The 15,571-nt window shown below is 60.6% G+C and carries 12 protein-coding genes; 5 read left to right on the forward strand and 7 right to left on the reverse strand.

The genetic code is table 11. From position 1 onward, the window contains the following. Positions 1–54: 54 nt before the first annotated feature. Together epsC and betT are read left to right on the forward strand one after the other, a co-directional pair. A complete protein-coding gene (gene epsC / locus ACM6JQ_RS26855) occupies positions 55–981 on the forward strand; it encodes a serine O-acetyltransferase EpsC (RefSeq protein WP_007918747.1) in 927 nt (308 codons plus the stop codon). A 465-nt stretch (positions 982–1,446) separates the two neighbouring features. Beyond that, on the forward strand, positions 1,447–3,408 hold the full coding sequence (betT, locus tag ACM6JQ_RS26860) for a choline transporter BetT (protein WP_162835968.1): 1,962 nt from the start codon (positions 1,447–1,449) through the stop codon (positions 3,406–3,408). Positions 3,409–3,432: 24 nt separating this feature from the next. Here betT and ACM6JQ_RS26865 read toward each other — a convergent pair whose 3' ends face one another. Next, positions 3,433–3,693, reverse strand: a complete 261-nt coding sequence (locus ACM6JQ_RS26865; RefSeq protein WP_007949845.1) for a hypothetical protein — start codon at positions 3,691–3,693, stop codon at positions 3,433–3,435. A 189-nt stretch (positions 3,694–3,882) separates the two neighbouring features. Beyond that, positions 3,883–4,920, reverse strand: coding sequence for a LacI family DNA-binding transcriptional regulator (locus ACM6JQ_RS26870; protein WP_095113929.1), 1,038 nt, complete (start codon positions 4,918–4,920; stop codon positions 3,883–3,885). A 205-nt stretch (positions 4,921–5,125) separates the two neighbouring features. On the opposite strand from ACM6JQ_RS26870, the gene ACM6JQ_RS26875 reads away from it, so the two are divergent. The 3 genes from ACM6JQ_RS26875 (at position 5,126) to mgrA (ending at position 9,820) form a co-directional block, all read left to right on the forward strand. Further along, on the forward strand, positions 5,126–7,351 hold the full coding sequence (locus ACM6JQ_RS26875) for a TonB-dependent receptor (RefSeq protein WP_414894984.1): 2,226 nt from the start codon (positions 5,126–5,128) through the stop codon (positions 7,349–7,351). A gap of 1 nt (position 7,352) precedes the next feature. Then, a complete protein-coding gene (locus ACM6JQ_RS26880; protein WP_414894985.1) occupies positions 7,353–8,672 on the forward strand; it encodes an LLM class flavin-dependent oxidoreductase in 1,320 nt (439 codons plus the stop codon). A 110-nt stretch (positions 8,673–8,782) separates the two neighbouring features. Further along, positions 8,783–9,820 carry an L-glyceraldehyde 3-phosphate reductase gene (gene mgrA, locus ACM6JQ_RS26885; protein WP_007917913.1) on the forward strand — a complete coding sequence of 346 codons (1,038 nt, stop codon included), beginning with the start codon at positions 8,783–8,785 and terminating at the stop codon, positions 9,818–9,820. Between the two features lie 226 nt (positions 9,821–10,046). On the opposite strand, the gene tauD is transcribed toward mgrA, so the two are convergent. From tauD to gshA, 5 genes are all read right to left on the reverse strand, one after another. After that, complete coding sequence (gene tauD, locus ACM6JQ_RS26890) at positions 10,047–10,889, reverse strand: taurine dioxygenase (RefSeq protein WP_414894986.1); 843 nt, start codon at positions 10,887–10,889, stop codon at positions 10,047–10,049. 83 nt (positions 10,890–10,972) lie between these two features. After that, positions 10,973–11,812, reverse strand: coding sequence for a taurine ABC transporter permease TauC (tauC, locus tag ACM6JQ_RS26895; RefSeq protein WP_414894987.1), 840 nt, complete (start codon positions 11,810–11,812; stop codon positions 10,973–10,975). Continuing rightward, on the reverse strand, positions 11,809–12,603 hold the full coding sequence (tauB, locus tag ACM6JQ_RS26900) for a taurine ABC transporter ATP-binding subunit (RefSeq protein WP_007917917.1): 795 nt from the start codon (positions 12,601–12,603) through the stop codon (positions 11,809–11,811). The genes tauC and tauB overlap by 4 nt, the downstream gene beginning before the upstream one ends. Positions 12,604–12,619: 16 nt before the next feature. Continuing rightward, positions 12,620–13,597, reverse strand: a complete 978-nt coding sequence (gene tauA, locus ACM6JQ_RS26905; RefSeq protein WP_414894988.1) for a taurine ABC transporter substrate-binding protein — start codon at positions 13,595–13,597, stop codon at positions 12,620–12,622. Between the two features lie 314 nt (positions 13,598–13,911). Continuing rightward, the gene (gene gshA, locus ACM6JQ_RS26910; RefSeq protein WP_095113935.1) at positions 13,912–15,495 is read right to left on the reverse strand and encodes a glutamate--cysteine ligase; all 1,584 of its coding nucleotides are present in this window, start codon (positions 15,493–15,495) and stop codon (positions 13,912–13,914) included. Positions 15,496–15,571: the final 76 nt, after the last annotated feature.

Raw genomic sequence — 15,571 nt, forward strand, 5'->3', positions numbered from 1 at the left:
GTAGTCGCCGTTGACGCGGCCAGACAGTCCGGCCGCCCGTGAGGAGTCTTTACCGTGAGCGAGCGTTCCAGCCATTGGCAATTGCAGACCATCGTCAGTCAACTGCGCAGCGCGCGGGATCAGTGGCGGGCACAGAACGGCCGGGCGTCCGGCGAGCAGGGTGGTCGCGAGTTGCCGTCGCGGGCGGCGATGGCGGAGATTCTCGAAGCACTGTGTGGGGCGTTGTTCCCGATGCGTCTGGGGCCAGTGGATCTGCGTGAAGAAAGCGAAGACTTTTACGTCGGCCACACCCTTGATGTGGCGTTGAATGCGCTGCTGGCGCAGACCCGTCTGGAGCTGCGTTACGTTGCCCGCCACAGCGCGCAGGCCGATACTGAAGTCGAGGCCCGCGCCATTCAGATCGTGCAGGATTTTGCCTTGGCTTTACCGGGCCTGCGCGCGCTGCTCGACAGCGATGTGTTGGCGGCCTATCACGGTGATCCGGCAGCGCGCAGTGTTGATGAAGTGCTGCTGTGCTATCCGGGGATTCTGGCGGTGATTCACCATCGCCTCGCTCATCATTTGTATCGTGCCGGGCTGCCGCTGCTGGCGCGGATCAGCGCGGAAATCGCCCATTCGGCGACCGGTATCGATATCCATCCGGGCGCGCAGATCGGCCGTAGTTTCTTTATCGATCACGGCACGGGTGTGGTGATCGGCGAGACCGCGATCATTGGTGAGCGCGTGCGGATTTATCAGGCCGTGACGTTGGGCGCCAAACGCTTCCCGGCGGATGAAGACGGGCAGTTGCAGAAAGGTCATCCGCGTCATCCGATCGTTGAAGATGATGTGGTGATTTATGCCGGGGCGACGATTCTCGGGCGGATCACCATTGGCAAGGGGTCGACCATTGGCGGCAATGTCTGGCTGACGCGCAGTGTGCCGGCGGGGTGCAATTTGACCCAGGCGAATTTGCAGCATGATGACGGGACGCAGAAGTAGGGGGCAAAGCAAACCCTCATCGGAACGCCGCCCGCCCAGCCCTCTCCCGGAGGGAGAGGGAGCCGACCGAGGTGTCTTGCGTCATACATCGACCTGAAACACCGAGTCGATGATGGATTCGGTACAGCAGGATCATGTCGGCGTATCTCCCCAATATCCCCCAATCAGTCCCCTCTCCCTCCGGGAGAGGGCTAGGGTGAGGGGCTATTGAACGAATACCCTCAAACCCACGTCATACCCATCCTTGAGCTAGCGTAGGAAAACTACCGCCTAGCCGTACGATTAGTCCTTACCACCCCATCCATGTTTAACTTGAACGTTCATTCAAGTTAAACCGGTGGTTCGCTGCCCGCTCACAACAGGAGGCTTGCCTTTGCTGAGTCCGATCATTTCAGCCACGTTTCAACCCCTCGAGGTGCACGTTTCATGAGTGCATCGTCTACCCCCGCCAGCGGTCTGGTGCGCATGAATCCGCCGGTGTTCTACTTCGCCGCGACGGTCATTCTGCTGTTTGGTCTCGTTGTTATCGCCATGCCTGAGCAGGCCGGCGCCTGGCTGCTGGAAGCGCAAAACTGGGCGGCCAATACGGTCGGCTGGTATTACATGCTCGCGATGACCCTGTATCTGGTCTTCGTGGTGGTCACCGCCTTATCCGGCTACGGCAAGATAAAACTCGGTGCCGACCACGACGAGCCCGAATTCAGTTACCTGTCCTGGGCCGGCATGCTGTTCGCCGCCGGGATCAGCATCACGCTGTTCTTCTTCTGCGTCTCTGAACCGCTGACCCACATGCTGCAGCCACCGCAAGGTGAGGCGGGTACGGCGGATGCGGCGCGTCAGGCCATGCAGATTCTGTTTCTGCACTGGGGCCTGCATGGCTGGGGCGTGTTTGCCTTCGTCGGCATGGCGCTGGCGTATTTCGCTTACCGCCACAACCTGCCGCTGGCCCTGCGGTCGGCGCTGTATCCGCTGATCGGCAAACGCATCAACGGCCCGATCGGTTACGCAGTGGATGGCTTCGGCATCATTGCCACGGTGTTCGGTCTGGGCGCGGACATGGGCTTTGGGGTGCTGCACCTCAACTCCGGTCTCGACTACCTGTTCGGCATCGCGCACACCCAGTGGATTCAGGTCGGCCTGATCACGCTGATGATGGGCGCGGCGATCATCGTGGCCGTCTCCGGCGTCGATAAAGGCGTGCGGGTGATGTCCGACATCAACATGCTGCTGGCCTGTGCGCTGCTGCTGTTCGTGTTGTTCGCCGGTCCCACCCAGCACCTGCTCAACACCCTGATCCAGAACTTGGGCGACTACCTCGGCGCCTTGCCGATGAAGAGTTTCGACCTCTACGCCTACGACAAACCGAGCGACTGGCTCGGTGGCTGGACAGTGTTCTACTGGGCCTGGTGGATTGCATGGTCGCCATTTGTGGGCCTGTTCATCGCACGAATTTCCCGTGGCCGCACCATCCGCGAATTCGTTTTCGGTGTGTTGTTGATTCCGCTCGGTTTCACCCTCGCGTGGATGTCGATTTTCGGCAACAGCGCAATCGATCAGGTGCTCAATCACGGCATGAGCGCGCTGGGCATGTCGGCCATCGACAATCCGTCGATGAGTATTTACCTGCTGCTGGAAACCTACCCATGGAGCAAAACCGTCATCGCTGTGACGGTGTTTATCAGCTTCGTGTTCTTCGTCACGTCTGCCGATTCCGGCACCGTGGTGCTTTCGACGCTGTCGGCCAAGGGCGGCACCCCGGACGAAGACGGGCCGAAATGGCTGCGGGTGTTCTGGGGCGCGATGACCGCGCTGATCACCAGTGCGCTGCTGTTCTCCGGCAGCATCGATGCGTTGAAATCGGCGGTGGTGCTGACGTCGTTGCCGTTCTCGCTGATTCTGTTGCTGATGATGTGGGGCCTGCACAAGGCGTTCTATCTGGAGTCGCAGAAGCAGATCGCGCAGTTGCATTCGCTGGCACCGGTCTCCGGTTCGCGGCGCGGCACGGGCGGCTGGCGCCAGCGCTTGAGTCAGGCTGTGCACTTCCCGTCGCGGGACGAGGTGTACCGCTTCATGGACACCACGGTGCGTCCGGCGATTGAAGAAGTGACGGCGGTGTTCGTCGAGAAAGGCCTCAACGTGGTCACCCAGCCGGATCCGGCGAATGACAGCGTCAGCCTGGAAATCGGCCATGGTGATGCGCATCCGTTCATCTATCAGGTGCAGATGCGCGGCTACTTCACGCCGTCGTTCGCGCGTGGCGGGATGGGCTCGAAGCAGCTCAACAATCGTCGCTACTACCGCGCCGAAGTGCATTTGAGCGAGGGCAGTCAGGACTACGATCTGGTCGGTTACACCAAAGAGCAGATCATCAACGACATCCTCGACCAGTACGAACGCCACATGCAGTTCCTGCACTTGGTACGTTGATCGGCGCCTGAGCGTCGGGTCCGTTCAGGACTCGGCGCTCAGCACCATGAACAACACCATTGCCGCCATCGGCACGCCGAATACCGCACTGCCAATCGCTATTTCCGAACCCACGGACTGGCCGGCATGCACCACTCCCACCGCGCCATTAATCACCGTCAATGCCAGCCACAGGGCGGCGAAGCCGTAGGCCATGGTCTGGCGGCTGAAACCGATGCGCTCGCCGATGTAGAGCATCAGCGCGAGCAGGACCAGGCCGAAGAAAATGATAATGGCGGTGTGCATGGGGCGTTCTGCCTGATGGAGGTGCAGTGCCGGGAAGAGCCCCTTCGCGAGGAGGCTCGCTCCCACAATGAAACTCGACTGGACATAAATTTCATGTACACAGGAAATCCCTGTGGGAGCGAGCCTGCTCGCGAAAGGGCCACCTCGGTGTTCTTTAGAGCATAGCCAATCCAGCCTCTGCCATATTCCTCAGATGCTTTCCCGTTCGATGACTTGGCACTGCAGCAGGTTCAGCCGCTGCACCTCGTCGCTCGGCAACACGCCAAGGCTTTCCAGTACGCGGGTTGCAGCCAGTACGCCGATCTCCAGTGCCGGTGGTTTGATTGTGCTCAGACTTGGTAGCAGCATCTCGGCGAACGGGTAATCGCCGAAGCCGAGAACGGCACAGTCTTCTGGGATTTTCAAACCCGCGCGTTGCCCGGCGAGCAGGCCGCCGGCGGCGAGGTTGTCGTTGGCGAAGATGATCGCGTCGGGGCGCGCTGAGGCGCTCATCAGGGCGTCCATCGCCTGTTTGCCGGCCTCGAATGGTGCGCGATCAGCGTCAGGGGCGAAGACCCAAGGATCTAGGCCGGATTCGCGCAAGGTCGCCGCGTAACCGTCGCGGCGCTCCAGTGCGCTGAAGTCGCCCGCAGCGCTGTTCTGCACGAAGGCGATACGTTGGTAGCCTTTTCCGAGTAGATATCTGGCGGCCGTCACGCCCACTTCAAAATGCGAAAAGCCGATCTGCATCGGCTCACGATCCGGCTGGTAATCCCAGGTTTCAATCACCGGAATATCCGCTTCGGCGATCATCTTTTCCGTGCCGGCACTGTGAAAGTGACTGGTCAGCACCAGCGCCGCCGGCGACCAGCCGAGAAACGCGCGCACGGCGTTTTCTTCCTGCTCGGTACTGAAGTAACTCGACGCCAGCAACAGCTGATAGCCATGGCGACTAAGCGTATCGCTGAAACCCTGAATGGTATTGGCGAAGATCGGCCCGGAGATGTTCGGGATGACCATGCCGACGATTTTGCCCCGCGCCGAAGCCAATCCGCCGGCCACCAGATTCGGTACGTAACCCAACTCCGCCACCACCGTCGCAATCCGCTCGCGGCGCTCGGGCGAAACTTGTTCGGGCTGATTGAAATAGCGCGACACGGTAATCGCCGAAACCCCAGCCTCACGTGCCACAGCATTCAAGGTCACGCGTCCGGCGCCACGGCGTTTGCGGGGTTTTTCTTCGCTCAAGGCTCGATCCTTCTTAAAAACCAAATCGCATATAAAAGTAATTTTTCAGTATTGGACGCTCTATGTGCGGCTTGCCAATACTGTCGATGGTAGCGCTAACAAAGCGCGCTGTCTGCTACTCGCTCGAGCGAATGCCCAAGACACCGATTCAGGCGCTGTCGTCGCAGAACGGCAGCGGTTAAGGGCTAATTTCGAGCGGGCAAACATGCACAACATTCCTGGGGCGACACACACACTGGCGCAGTCGATCCGTGCGGCTGGCTGGTTATTCACGGGGTTGGCGGCACTGCCGCTGCCTAACGCATTCGCTGCCGAGAGCAGTGATCAGGAGCCGACTCTCAAATCGGTGACCGTCACCGCCACGCGCCGCGAAGAGTCGCTGCAAAAAGTGCCCGTGGCGGTCTCGGTGATCGACGGCGAACAGCTTGAGCGCGACAACCGCAACGGCGTGGCCAGTATCGTCCAGCAAGTGCCGTCGCTGAATTTCCGCACCGGCGCATCGAACAAGGACACCTCGTTATTCGTGCGCGGCGTCGGTACGATTTCCACCTCGCCGGGCGTCGAGCCGACCGTGGCGACGGTGATCGATGGCGTGGTGTATGCGCGGCCGGGTCAGTCCACGCTCGATCTGCTGGATCTGGAACGCGTCGAAGTATTGCGCGGCCCGCAAGGCACGCTGTTTGGCAAAAACGCTTCGGCCGGTGTACTCAACATCACCAGCAAGGCACCCACCGCCGAGACCCACGGTTACATCGATCAGTCGTATTACAGCGGCAACGAAAGCCGCACCCGTTTCGGCATTGGCGGCAGCCTGATACCGGACACGCTGAAAGGCTCGATCAGCACGCTGTTCGGCACCTACGACGGCAACGTCGACAACCAACACAACGGTCAAGAGGTCAACGGCTACAACCATCGTGGCGTGCGCGGAAAACTCGAATTCACCCCGAATGACGACGTCACCTTCACCTTGATCGCCGATTACATGCAGTCCCACGACGACGGTCCCAATGGCGTTGTCAGCAAGTCGCTGACCCCGGCCTTCGCCAATGCGCTGAGCCCGGTCAATGCGAGCAGCCACAACCGTGACATCAACACCGACACCCGCTCACACGTTGAGGACATCAACAAAGGCCTGTCCGGCCAACTCGACTGGCAACTGGGCGATTACACACTGACGTCGATCACCGCATGGCGCGGCTGGGACAACACCCAGTATCAGGATGGTGACCGTCTCGGTACCGTGACAGCCGCGTTCCCCGGCACCGCGGACAAGGGCGATCTGGCCTTCGATCAATACTCGCAAGAGTTGCGTCTGGCCTCGCCGAAGGGCGAGTTCCTCGAATACGTCGGCGGTCTGTTCTACATGCACGGCAAGGACGACGAGACCTATCAGCGCACGCTGACAACGACCACGCGCACCGATCGCGGCGTCGCTGATTACAGCACCAGCAGCGACAGCTATGCGGTGTTCGGGGAGAGCACGCTGAACTTCACGTCGGACTTTCGCGGCATCGCCGGCCTGCGCTACACCCACGATGATCTCGAATACGATCACCGCCGCGTTTCGACCTCCGCGACCACGGTCAGCGGTATCCAACCGGCGACCAGCAGCTCAGGTTCTGTCGACGAAGACGGCTGGTCCGGCCGCCTCGGTGTGCAATACGACTTGAGCGACGCCGTCACTACGTATCTGACCTATTCGCGCGGTTACAAAGGCCCGGCCTACAACGTGTTCTTCAATATGCAGCCGCGTGATACCGAAGCACTGAAACCGGAAACCTCCAACACCTGGGAAGCGGGGATCAAAGCGACGAGCTGGAACAATCGCCTGACCACCAACCTCGCGGTGTTCCACAGCGAGTACGACAACTATCAGGCGAACTTCTTCGACACCGTCGCCGGCCAGGTTGTGACGCGTCTGATCAACGCCGGCAGTGTCAGTACCGAAGGCGTCGAACTCGATTACGCCTTGCAGGCCACTCAGCAATTGAAGCTGTCCGGAGCGCTGGCTTACACCCGCGCGCGCATCGACGAATTCGCCTGCCCGGCGGGCGCGGCGGCGTCGTGCAACGTTAACGGCAAACCGCTGCCGTTCAGCCCGGACTGGAAAAGCTACGTGCGCGCCGACTACAGCATCCCGCTGGATAACGGTCTGGATATCGAACTCGGCACCGACTACAGCTGGCAGAGCGAAGTGCAGTACGACATCAGCCAGAATCCCGACACCAAGCAGGGCGCCTACGGCCTGTGGAACGCCAGCGTCGCTCTGGCCGATTACAGCAACGGCTGGCGCGTCGCGCTGCTGGGCAAGAACCTCACCGACAAGTCCTATTCGCCATTGCTCGCCAGCGGCGGCAATTACATTTATCGCGCCGTGCCACGGGATGACGAGCGCTACTTCGGCGTGCAACTGCGCAAGGATTTTTGAGATGAGCAGACAGTTGAAACTCGGCGCGTTTCTCATGGCCACCGGGCACCACGTGGCGGCGTGGCGTCATCCGGAGGTGCCGGCCAACGCCGGCCTGGATTTCACCCACTACAAACAACTGGCGCAGATTGCCGAGGCGGCGAAGTTCGATGCGTTGTTTGTCGCTGACAGCGTCGCCGCGCCGACTCAGGACATCGCCAGTCGTATGGCGCGGTCGGATCATTTTGAACCGCTGACGTTGCTCTCGGCGCTGAGTGCCGTGACCGAACACATCGGCCTGATTGCGACGGCAACCACCAGCTACAACGAGCCGTATCACGTGGCGCGCAAATTCGCCTCGCTAGATCACTTATCAGGCGGCCGAGCGGGGTGGAATCTGGTGACCTCGGACAATGCTGCCGAGGCGCTGAATTTTGGTCGTGATGAGCATATCGGCCATGCCGAACGCTACAGCCGTGCGCGCGAATTTCATCAGGTAGTGACCGGGCTTTGGGACAGTTGGGAGGATGATGCGTTTGCGCGCGACAAGGCCAGTGGGGCGTATTACGACCCGTCGAAACTGCATGTGCTGGATCACGTCGGCGAGCACTTCCAGGTCAAAGGCCCGCTGAACGTTGCGCGTTCGCCGCAGGGGCAACCGGTGATTGTTCAGGCTGGCTCTTCGGAAACCGGGCGCGAATTGGCGGCGCAAACCGCTGAAGTGGTGTTCACCGCACAGACTTCGCTGGCCAGTGCCCAAGCGTTTTACGCCGACCTCAAGGGACGTCTGCCCAAGTACGGGCGCAGCGCCGATTCGCTGAAAATCATGCCCGGGGTTTTTGTCGTGGTCGGCGGCAGCGAAGCCGAAGCACAGGAAAAATGTGAAACGTTTCAGCAATTAGTCGAACCCGAGGTTGGCGTTGCCTTGCTTGGGCGTATGCTGGGTAACTTCGATTTGTCGAAGTACCCGCTGGACGGGCCGTTGCCGGAGTTGCCGCTGACCGAAAGCGGTCAGCAGAGCCGGCAGATATTGCTCACTGAACTGGCGGGCCGGGAGAACCTGACCCTCGCCGAACTCGGTCGCAAGATTGCCGGCGGGCGCGGGCATTACAGCCTGGTCGGTACACCGGAGCAGATCGCTGATCGCTTGCAGGAGTGGTTCGAACAGGGCGCGGCGGACGGCTTCAACGTGCTGGTACCCCACTTGCCGGGCGGTCTCGAAGACTTCGCCAATGGCGTGCTCCCGGAACTGCAACGGCGTGGGTTGTTCAGAACTGAATACGAAGGCCGGACGTTGCGCGAGAACCTTGGCCTGGCTCGACCCGGCAATAGATTTTTGTAGCACCCAATCGCTAGCAGGCTAGCTCCCACAGGAGACTGCATTCCAATGTGGGAGCTAGCCTGCTAGCGATGAAGTCGACACCCATTTCAAGACAGACAAGAGAGGATTCGATGACTTACACCGCTGCCGAAAACCGCTACGACTCCATCCCTTACCGCCGCGTCGGGCGCAGTGGTCTGGTACTGCCGGCGCTGTCGCTGGGTCTGTGGCACAACTTTGGCGACAGCACGCCGATCGACACCCAGCGCGCCTTGCTGCGCACAGCGTTTGATCTGGGTATCAACCACTTCGACCTGGCCAACAATTACGGCCCGCCGTATGGCAGCGCCGAGATCAATTTCGGTCGTCTGCTGCGCGAAGACTTCAAGCAGTACCGCGACGAACTGATCATCTCCAGCAAGGCCGGTTGGGACATGTGGCCCGGCCCTTACGGCCAGGGCGGTGGCTCGCGTAAATACGTGCTGGCCAGCCTCGACCAGAGCCTGCAACGCCTCGGTCTGGACTATGTGGATATCTTCTATTCCCACCGCTTCGACCCGGACACCCCGCTGGAAGAAACCGCCAGCGCCCTGGCTACAGCCGTGCAGCAGGGCAAGGCGTTGTACATCGGTATCTCGTCGTACTCGGGGGTGAAAACCCGTGAGATCGCGGCGCTGTTGAAAGAGTGGAAAGTGCCGCTGTTGATCCACCAACCGGCGTACAACCTGCTCAATCGCTGGGTGGAAAAAGACCTGCTGGATACCACCGATGAACTCGGCACCGGCGTGATCGCGTTTACCCCGTTGGCGCAAGGTCTGCTCACCGACAAATACCTCAATGGCGTGCCGGCGGATGCGCGGGTCAATCGTCCGGGTGGTGGTTCGTTGCAGGCTTCGCACCTGTCCGAGGCCAACATTGCTCATGTGCGGGCGTTGAATGAAATCGCCAAGCGTCGTGGCCAGAGCCTGGCGCAATTGGCGTTGGCGTGGACGCTGCGCGATCCTCGGGTGACGTCGGCGCTGATTGGTGCGAGCCGGCCGGAGCAGATTATCGAGAACGTCGGGGCGTTGAAGAATTTGAGTTTCAGTGCTGAAGAGTTGGCAGAGATTGACCGGTTTGCCCAAGAGGGCGGGATCAATCTTTGGGAGAAGCCTTCGACGGCGGAGTGATGAAGATTGGGTTGGGTCAGCAAGATCCAACCCCCTCACCCCAGCCCTCTCCCCCAGGCGGGCGAGGGGGAAAGGGAGCAGATCTTCATGCCTTTCAAAACTTGAATTCAACCCGACATTTCAGGTCGATGTAGCTCGTACAAACACCTCGGTCAGTCCCCTCTCCCTCGGGGCGGTCCGACGTTTCGGGAGGGTTAGGGTGAGGGGCTTTTGGCTTTAAAACGTCTCAACGAAAAAACGGCACATCCCCCAACACCGTCGCCCGCTGCATCACCCGCCGCTCCGGCCGATAATCATCCACCGCGTAATGCTGCGTCACGCGGTTATCCCAGAACGCAATGTCGTCCTTTTGCCAGCGCCAGCGAATGGTGAATTCCGGCCGCGTCGCGTGGGCAAACAGAAACTTCAGAATCGCCTCGCTCTCGGTTTCCGACAGCTCATTGATCTTCGAGGTGAAGCCTTCATTGACGAACAACGAGCGCCGCCCGCTGACCGGATGCGTACGAATCACCGGGTGCGACAGCGGTGGATTCTTGCGTCGAGCTTCTTCCCACTGCGCCAGCGCTTCAGGCGTATTGCCGTAGCGCTCCAGCGGAAACGAGCGAGTGAAATCGTGAGTCGCGGTCAGCCCTTCGAGCAAGCCTTTCAGCGGCGCTGACAGCGCTTCATAAGCTGCAATCCCGCTGGCCCACAAGGTATCGCCACCGAATTCCGGCAACAGCTTTGCACTGAGCACGGCGCCCATCGCAGGTGTCGGCAGGAAGGTCACGTCGGTGTGCCAGATCGCGTTGTCGCGCACGTCGGTGACGGCGGTGTCGAGGATCAGCACTTCCGGTTGTTCCGGTACGTTTGGGTAGATCGGGTGAATGTGCAGGTCGCCGAAATAGGCGGCGAAACGTGCCTGTTGCGAAGGCTCGATTGGCTGGTTGCGGAAGAACAACACTTGATACTTGAGCAGCGCCTGTTCGATGGCGTCGCGGTGTTCCAGGGTCAACGGCTGGCTGATGTCGACGCCGCTGATTTGCGCGCCTAGGGCCGAGCTTAACGGGGTGATGTTGAGGCTGCTCATGGTCTTTCTCTTAAATTCCGGATAATCACCCCCTGTAGGAGCTGCCTGCGGCAGCTCCTACAGGGGGTGATTCAAAAAATGCTTTAGTGGGCCTGGCCGTGCCACGGCACCAGTTTGCGCTGCAGGGCGCGCAGGCCCATTTCCATGGTGAAGGCGATCAGGGCGATGACCAGAATCCCCAGCACCACCACATCGGTGACCAGGAATTGCGCGGCCGACTGCACCATGAAGCCCAAACCGCTGGTGGCGGCGATCAGTTCAGCCGCGACCAGCGTCGACCAACCAACCCCCAGACCAATGCGCACGCCCGTCAAAATGTCCGGCAACGCGCTCGGCAAAATCACATGACGAATCAGCTGCAAACGCGTCGCACCTAACGACTGCGCCGCACGCAATTTCGCTGGATCAACCGTGCGCACGCCGGTGGCAGTAGCGATGGCAATGGGCGCGAAAATCGCCAGATAGATCAGCAGCACTTTCGACAACTCGCCGATGCCGCACCAGATCACGATCAGCGGCAGATAAGCCAGCGGCGGAATAGGGCGGTAGAACTCGATCAGCGGATCGAGCACGCCACGGGCGATACGGTTGGCGCCGATCGCGATGCCCACCGGTACGGCAGTCAGAATCGCAAAACCGAGGCCCAGACCGATGCGGCTCAGGCTCGCGCCGAGGTGCTGCCACAACGTCGAATCCATATAGCCCGTGGTCGCCAGCAACCAGCCCTTTTGCAGCACGGCGGAGGGGGGTGGCAGGAACAGCGGTTCGATCAATCCAGTAGCAGTCACCGCCCACCAGATGGCCAACAAAGCGAACAACGTCAGCAGGCTTATCCAGCGTGTACTGAGGCTGCGGCGCAGCGGAATCGCCACCGACGCGGTGGCGGGTTTTACCGCCGCCGAGGAAACGTCGTAACTGCTCATGCGCGCTCCTGCCGTTGCCCGGCGCTGCGTTGCGAGAACACTTTGCTCAGCACGTGTTCGCGGGTTTCGATAAAACGCGGATCGGATTTGATCGCGCGGGCGGACTCACCGGCGGCGTAACGCTGACCGAAGTCCAAGTGCAGACGCTCCACGATCTGCCCCGGATTCGGCGCGAGCAGAATCAGGTCAGTGGCGAGGAATACCGCTTCTTCAATGTCATGGGTAATCAGGAAAACCGGCTTGGCCGTGCGCTGCCAGACTTGCAGTAATAACTCCTGCATCTGTTCGCGGGTGAACGCGTCGAGGGCGCCGAAGGGTTCGTCCATCAGCAATACGCGCGGATCAGCGGCGAGGGCGCGGGCGAGGCCGACGCGTTGTTTCTGGCCACCGGAAAGCTGCCAGATACGACGGCTTTCGAAACCGGAGAGGTCAACCAGTGCGAGCATTTCGCGGGCGATCTTTTCGCGCTTGTCTTTGGCGACACCAGCCAGTTCCAGACCGAACGCGACATTGGCCAACACATCCTGCCAGGGCAGCAAAGCATCGTCCTGGAACACCACGCCACGTTCGGCGCTCGGGCCTTTGACCGGTACGCCGTCGAGGGTGATGCGCCCGGCACTCGGTTCGACGAAACCGGCAATCAGGTTCAACAGCGAAGTCTTGCCACTGCCGGACGGGCCGAGGGCGACCAGCAATTGCTGAGGCCCCAGGGTCAGAGAAATATCCGCCAGCACCGGTGTCGGGCTGCCCGGGTACTGTGCGCTGATGCGCTCCAGCTGTAGCAAGGCCATCGCAGTTAACTCCCGATCAGTTGGTGATGTATTTGGCGCTGACGTACGGCGCGTAGTCCGGCAGAACGGCTTCGACCTTGCCTTGCTCCTTGAGGAACGCGGCGGTGTCGGTGATGGCTTTGGTGGTCGGCGCGCCGAGGCTGACGACCTGATCCGCCGCCAGCGGGTAGACGTTGCCTTGCAGCAGCAACGGAATGTCGCTGGCCTTGGCGCCGGAGAGTTTCACCAGTTTGTCGACGTTGGACTGATTGGCGAGCCAGGCTTTCGGGTCTTTGCGGTAGTCGGCGTAGGCGTCGAGGGTGACCTTGGCGAAGGCGGTGACGATTTCCGGATGCTTCTCGGCGAAGTCCTTGCGCACGATCCACGCGTCGAAAGTCGGCGCGCCGAACTTGGCCAGCTCGCCGGAAGTGATCAGTACTTTGCCGTTTTCCTTGGCCACGCCCAGCGCCGGATCCCACACGTAAGTGGCGTCGATGTCACCGCGTTTCCACGCCGCGATGATCGCTGGCGGCGCGAGGTTGAGCACGGTGACTTTCGCTGGATCGATGTTCCAGTGTTTCAGCGCGGCGAGCAGGCTGTAGTGACCGGTGGACACGAACGGCACGGCGATTTTCTTGCCGATCAGATCTTGCGGGGTCTTGATGCCGGAACCGTCGCGAGCGACCAGTGCTTCAGCGGCGCCGATCTGCGTGGCGATGAGGAAGGTTTCGACCGGGACTTTGCGGGTGATCGCGGCAGTCAGCGGGCTCGAGCCGAGGTAGCCGATCTGCACGTCACCGGAGGCGATGGCGGCGATGATGTCGGCGCCGTTATCGAACTTGCGCCAGGCGATGTCGGCTTTGGTGGCTTTTTCGTAAGCGCCGTCGGCCTGAGCGACTTTCGCCGGGTCAACAGTGGTTTGGTAAGCGACGGTGAGGTCGGCGGCCTGAGCCAGGAAACTTGCGGTAGCCAAGGAGGCTACGGCGAGCAGGCGAAGCGGGAAATTCAGTTTCATTGAACAGCTCCATATCAGGCGACCGAGCGTCGGCGTGAAAGGAGACTAAATGATCTAAGAATCGGTAAATAAATAACTTTTTAGAATGAGCTTATGAGCGGAAAAATCTAAGCGGGAGATGTGTTCGAGAAAAGTTGTGTCATTGAGATCCAGCCCCTCACCCCAGCCCTCTCCCAATGGGAGAGGGGGAAAGGGAGCAGATCGGGGGCTTTTCAAATCCTGAGTTCGACCTGGTCGTTCAGGTCGGTGTAGCTCGAACTGACAACACGGTCAGTCCCCTCTCCCTCTGGGAGAGGGTTAGGGTGAGGGGCTCTTCAGTTGCTGATCGCCAAAATACTCGCCTGATACGACCCAACAAACACGTCAAAATCCCCCACCTCGTTCTGCTCCAGCTCAGCCTGCGCTGCCAGCGACGTACGCGCCAGCTCCTCGAACTTCGCCTGCTCATCCGCCGCCAAAGGCTCACTACGGAAAAACTCCGCATGCGCCTGGCTCTGACGCAACGAGAACTGCGCAAAGCTTTCCTTGTGCTCAGCCATCGCCGCCAGCACTTGCGCGGATGGCGTCAGGGACGGGTCGTTGACCTTGGCCAGTTGTGCATCCAGCGCCTTGCTGTGGGCATCGCCGCCATGGCTTTGATCCAGCAACGCCGCCAGAGGGGCAATTTGTTCCAGCAGTTCGGCTGCCCAGGTCTTCATCTCCACCGACTCACCGTCACGCTGCAATTGCAGACCCGGACGACGACCTTCCTTGACCACGCTGAGGAAGTTCGATGTGGCGTTGCCGCACGACGTGTTGGTCAGCAGCGGACTATCGTTCAGCGCGCAATACAGCAGGAACGCGTCGAGGAAGCGCGACTCGGTGAGGTCGATGCCCATTGGCAGGAACGGGTTGATGTCCAGGCAACGCACTTCGACGTACTGAATGCCACGGGCCACCAGCGCCTGAATCGGCCGCTCGCCGGTGTAGGTCACGCGTTTCGGGCGGATGTTGGAGTAGTACTCGTTTTCGATCTGCAGGATGTTGGTGTTGAGTTGCACCCACTCGCCATCCTGGTGCGTGCCGACTTCAACGTACGGCGCGTACGGCGTGGCCACGGCTTTGCGCAGGCTGTCGGTGTAGCTCGCCAGATCGTTGTAGCACGGGGTCAGACCGGCCTGGGCGTTGCTCTGGTAACCGAGGTCGCTCATGCGCAGGCTGGTGGCGTACGGCAGATACAAGGTGTCCGGATCGAGCTGTTCCAGCTGATGCGAACGACCGCGCAGGAAACCGGCGTCCAGCGCAGGCGATGCACCGAACAGGTACATCAGCAGCCAGCTGTAACGACGGAAATTACGGATCAGCGCGATGTAGGAAAACGACTGAAAATCGCGATCAGTGCCGACAAACCCTTCGGTCTCGCGCAGCAGCGGCCAGAGCTTTTCCGGCAGGGAGAAGTTGTAGTGAATCCCGGCGATGCACTGCATGGTCTTGCCGTAACGCAGGGCCAGGCCCTTGCGGTAGACGTATTTGAGCTGACCGATGTTGGAGGTGCCGTAATAGGCGATCGGGATGTCTTCCTCGGCCGGCAACGGGCACGGCATCGATGGACTCCACAGGTACTCGTTGCCGAGTTTGCTGTAGGCAAAACGGTGAATCTTGTCCAGGCTCGCCAAGGTATCAGCCGGATCCGGCAGGGCGGGCGTGATGAATTCCAGCAGCGACTCGGAGTAGTCGGTGGTGATCTGTTCGTTGGTCAGCGCGGAACCCAAGGCTTCGGGGTGCGGCGTTTGCGCCAGGCGACCTTCGCTGGTCACGCGCAGGCATTCACGTTCGATACCGTGCAGGCACTGCTCGAGCAGAGAGAGGTTAGCGCGCTCGCCGAGCAGAGCCAGGCGGCGGTTGAGAAGTTCGCTCAATTTGGATTCCTTCACGCGTCAGTCGCCCCAATATGGGGGTGGGCAGGACGGTCTACAAGGGTGAAGTTGAAACTGG

The sequence above is a fragment of the Pseudomonas sp. IT-232MI5 genome, assembly GCF_949767845.1.
GTDB lineage: Bacteria > Pseudomonadota > Gammaproteobacteria > Pseudomonadales > Pseudomonadaceae > Aquipseudomonas.

Excerpts from the sequence above, each read along its gene's own strand:
- betT (WP_162835968.1), top strand. The coding sequence starts at position 1,447 with ATGAATCCGCCGGTGTTCTACTTCGCCGCGACGGTCATTCTGCTGTTT.
- ACM6JQ_RS26865 (WP_007949845.1), bottom strand. The coding sequence starts at position 3,693 with ATGCACACCGCCATTATCATTTTCTTCGGCCTGGTCCTGCTCGCGCTG.
- ACM6JQ_RS26875 (WP_414894984.1), top strand. The coding sequence starts at position 5,126 with ATGCACAACATTCCTGGGGCGACACACACACTGGCGCAGTCGATCCGT.
- ACM6JQ_RS26880 (WP_414894985.1), top strand. The coding sequence starts at position 7,353 with ATGAGCAGACAGTTGAAACTCGGCGCGTTTCTCATGGCCACCGGGCAC.
- mgrA (WP_007917913.1), top strand. The coding sequence starts at position 8,783 with ATGACTTACACCGCTGCCGAAAACCGCTACGACTCCATCCCTTACCGC.
- tauD (WP_414894986.1), bottom strand. The coding sequence starts at position 10,889 with ATGAGCAGCCTCAACATCACCCCGTTAAGCTCGGCCCTAGGCGCGCAA.
- tauC (WP_414894987.1), bottom strand. The coding sequence starts at position 11,812 with ATGAGCAGTTACGACGTTTCCTCGGCGGCGGTAAAACCCGCCACCGCG.
- tauB (WP_007917917.1), bottom strand. The coding sequence starts at position 12,603 with ATGGCCTTGCTACAGCTGGAGCGCATCAGCGCACAGTACCCGGGCAGC.
- tauA (WP_414894988.1), bottom strand. The coding sequence starts at position 13,597 with ATGAAACTGAATTTCCCGCTTCGCCTGCTCGCCGTAGCCTCCTTGGCT.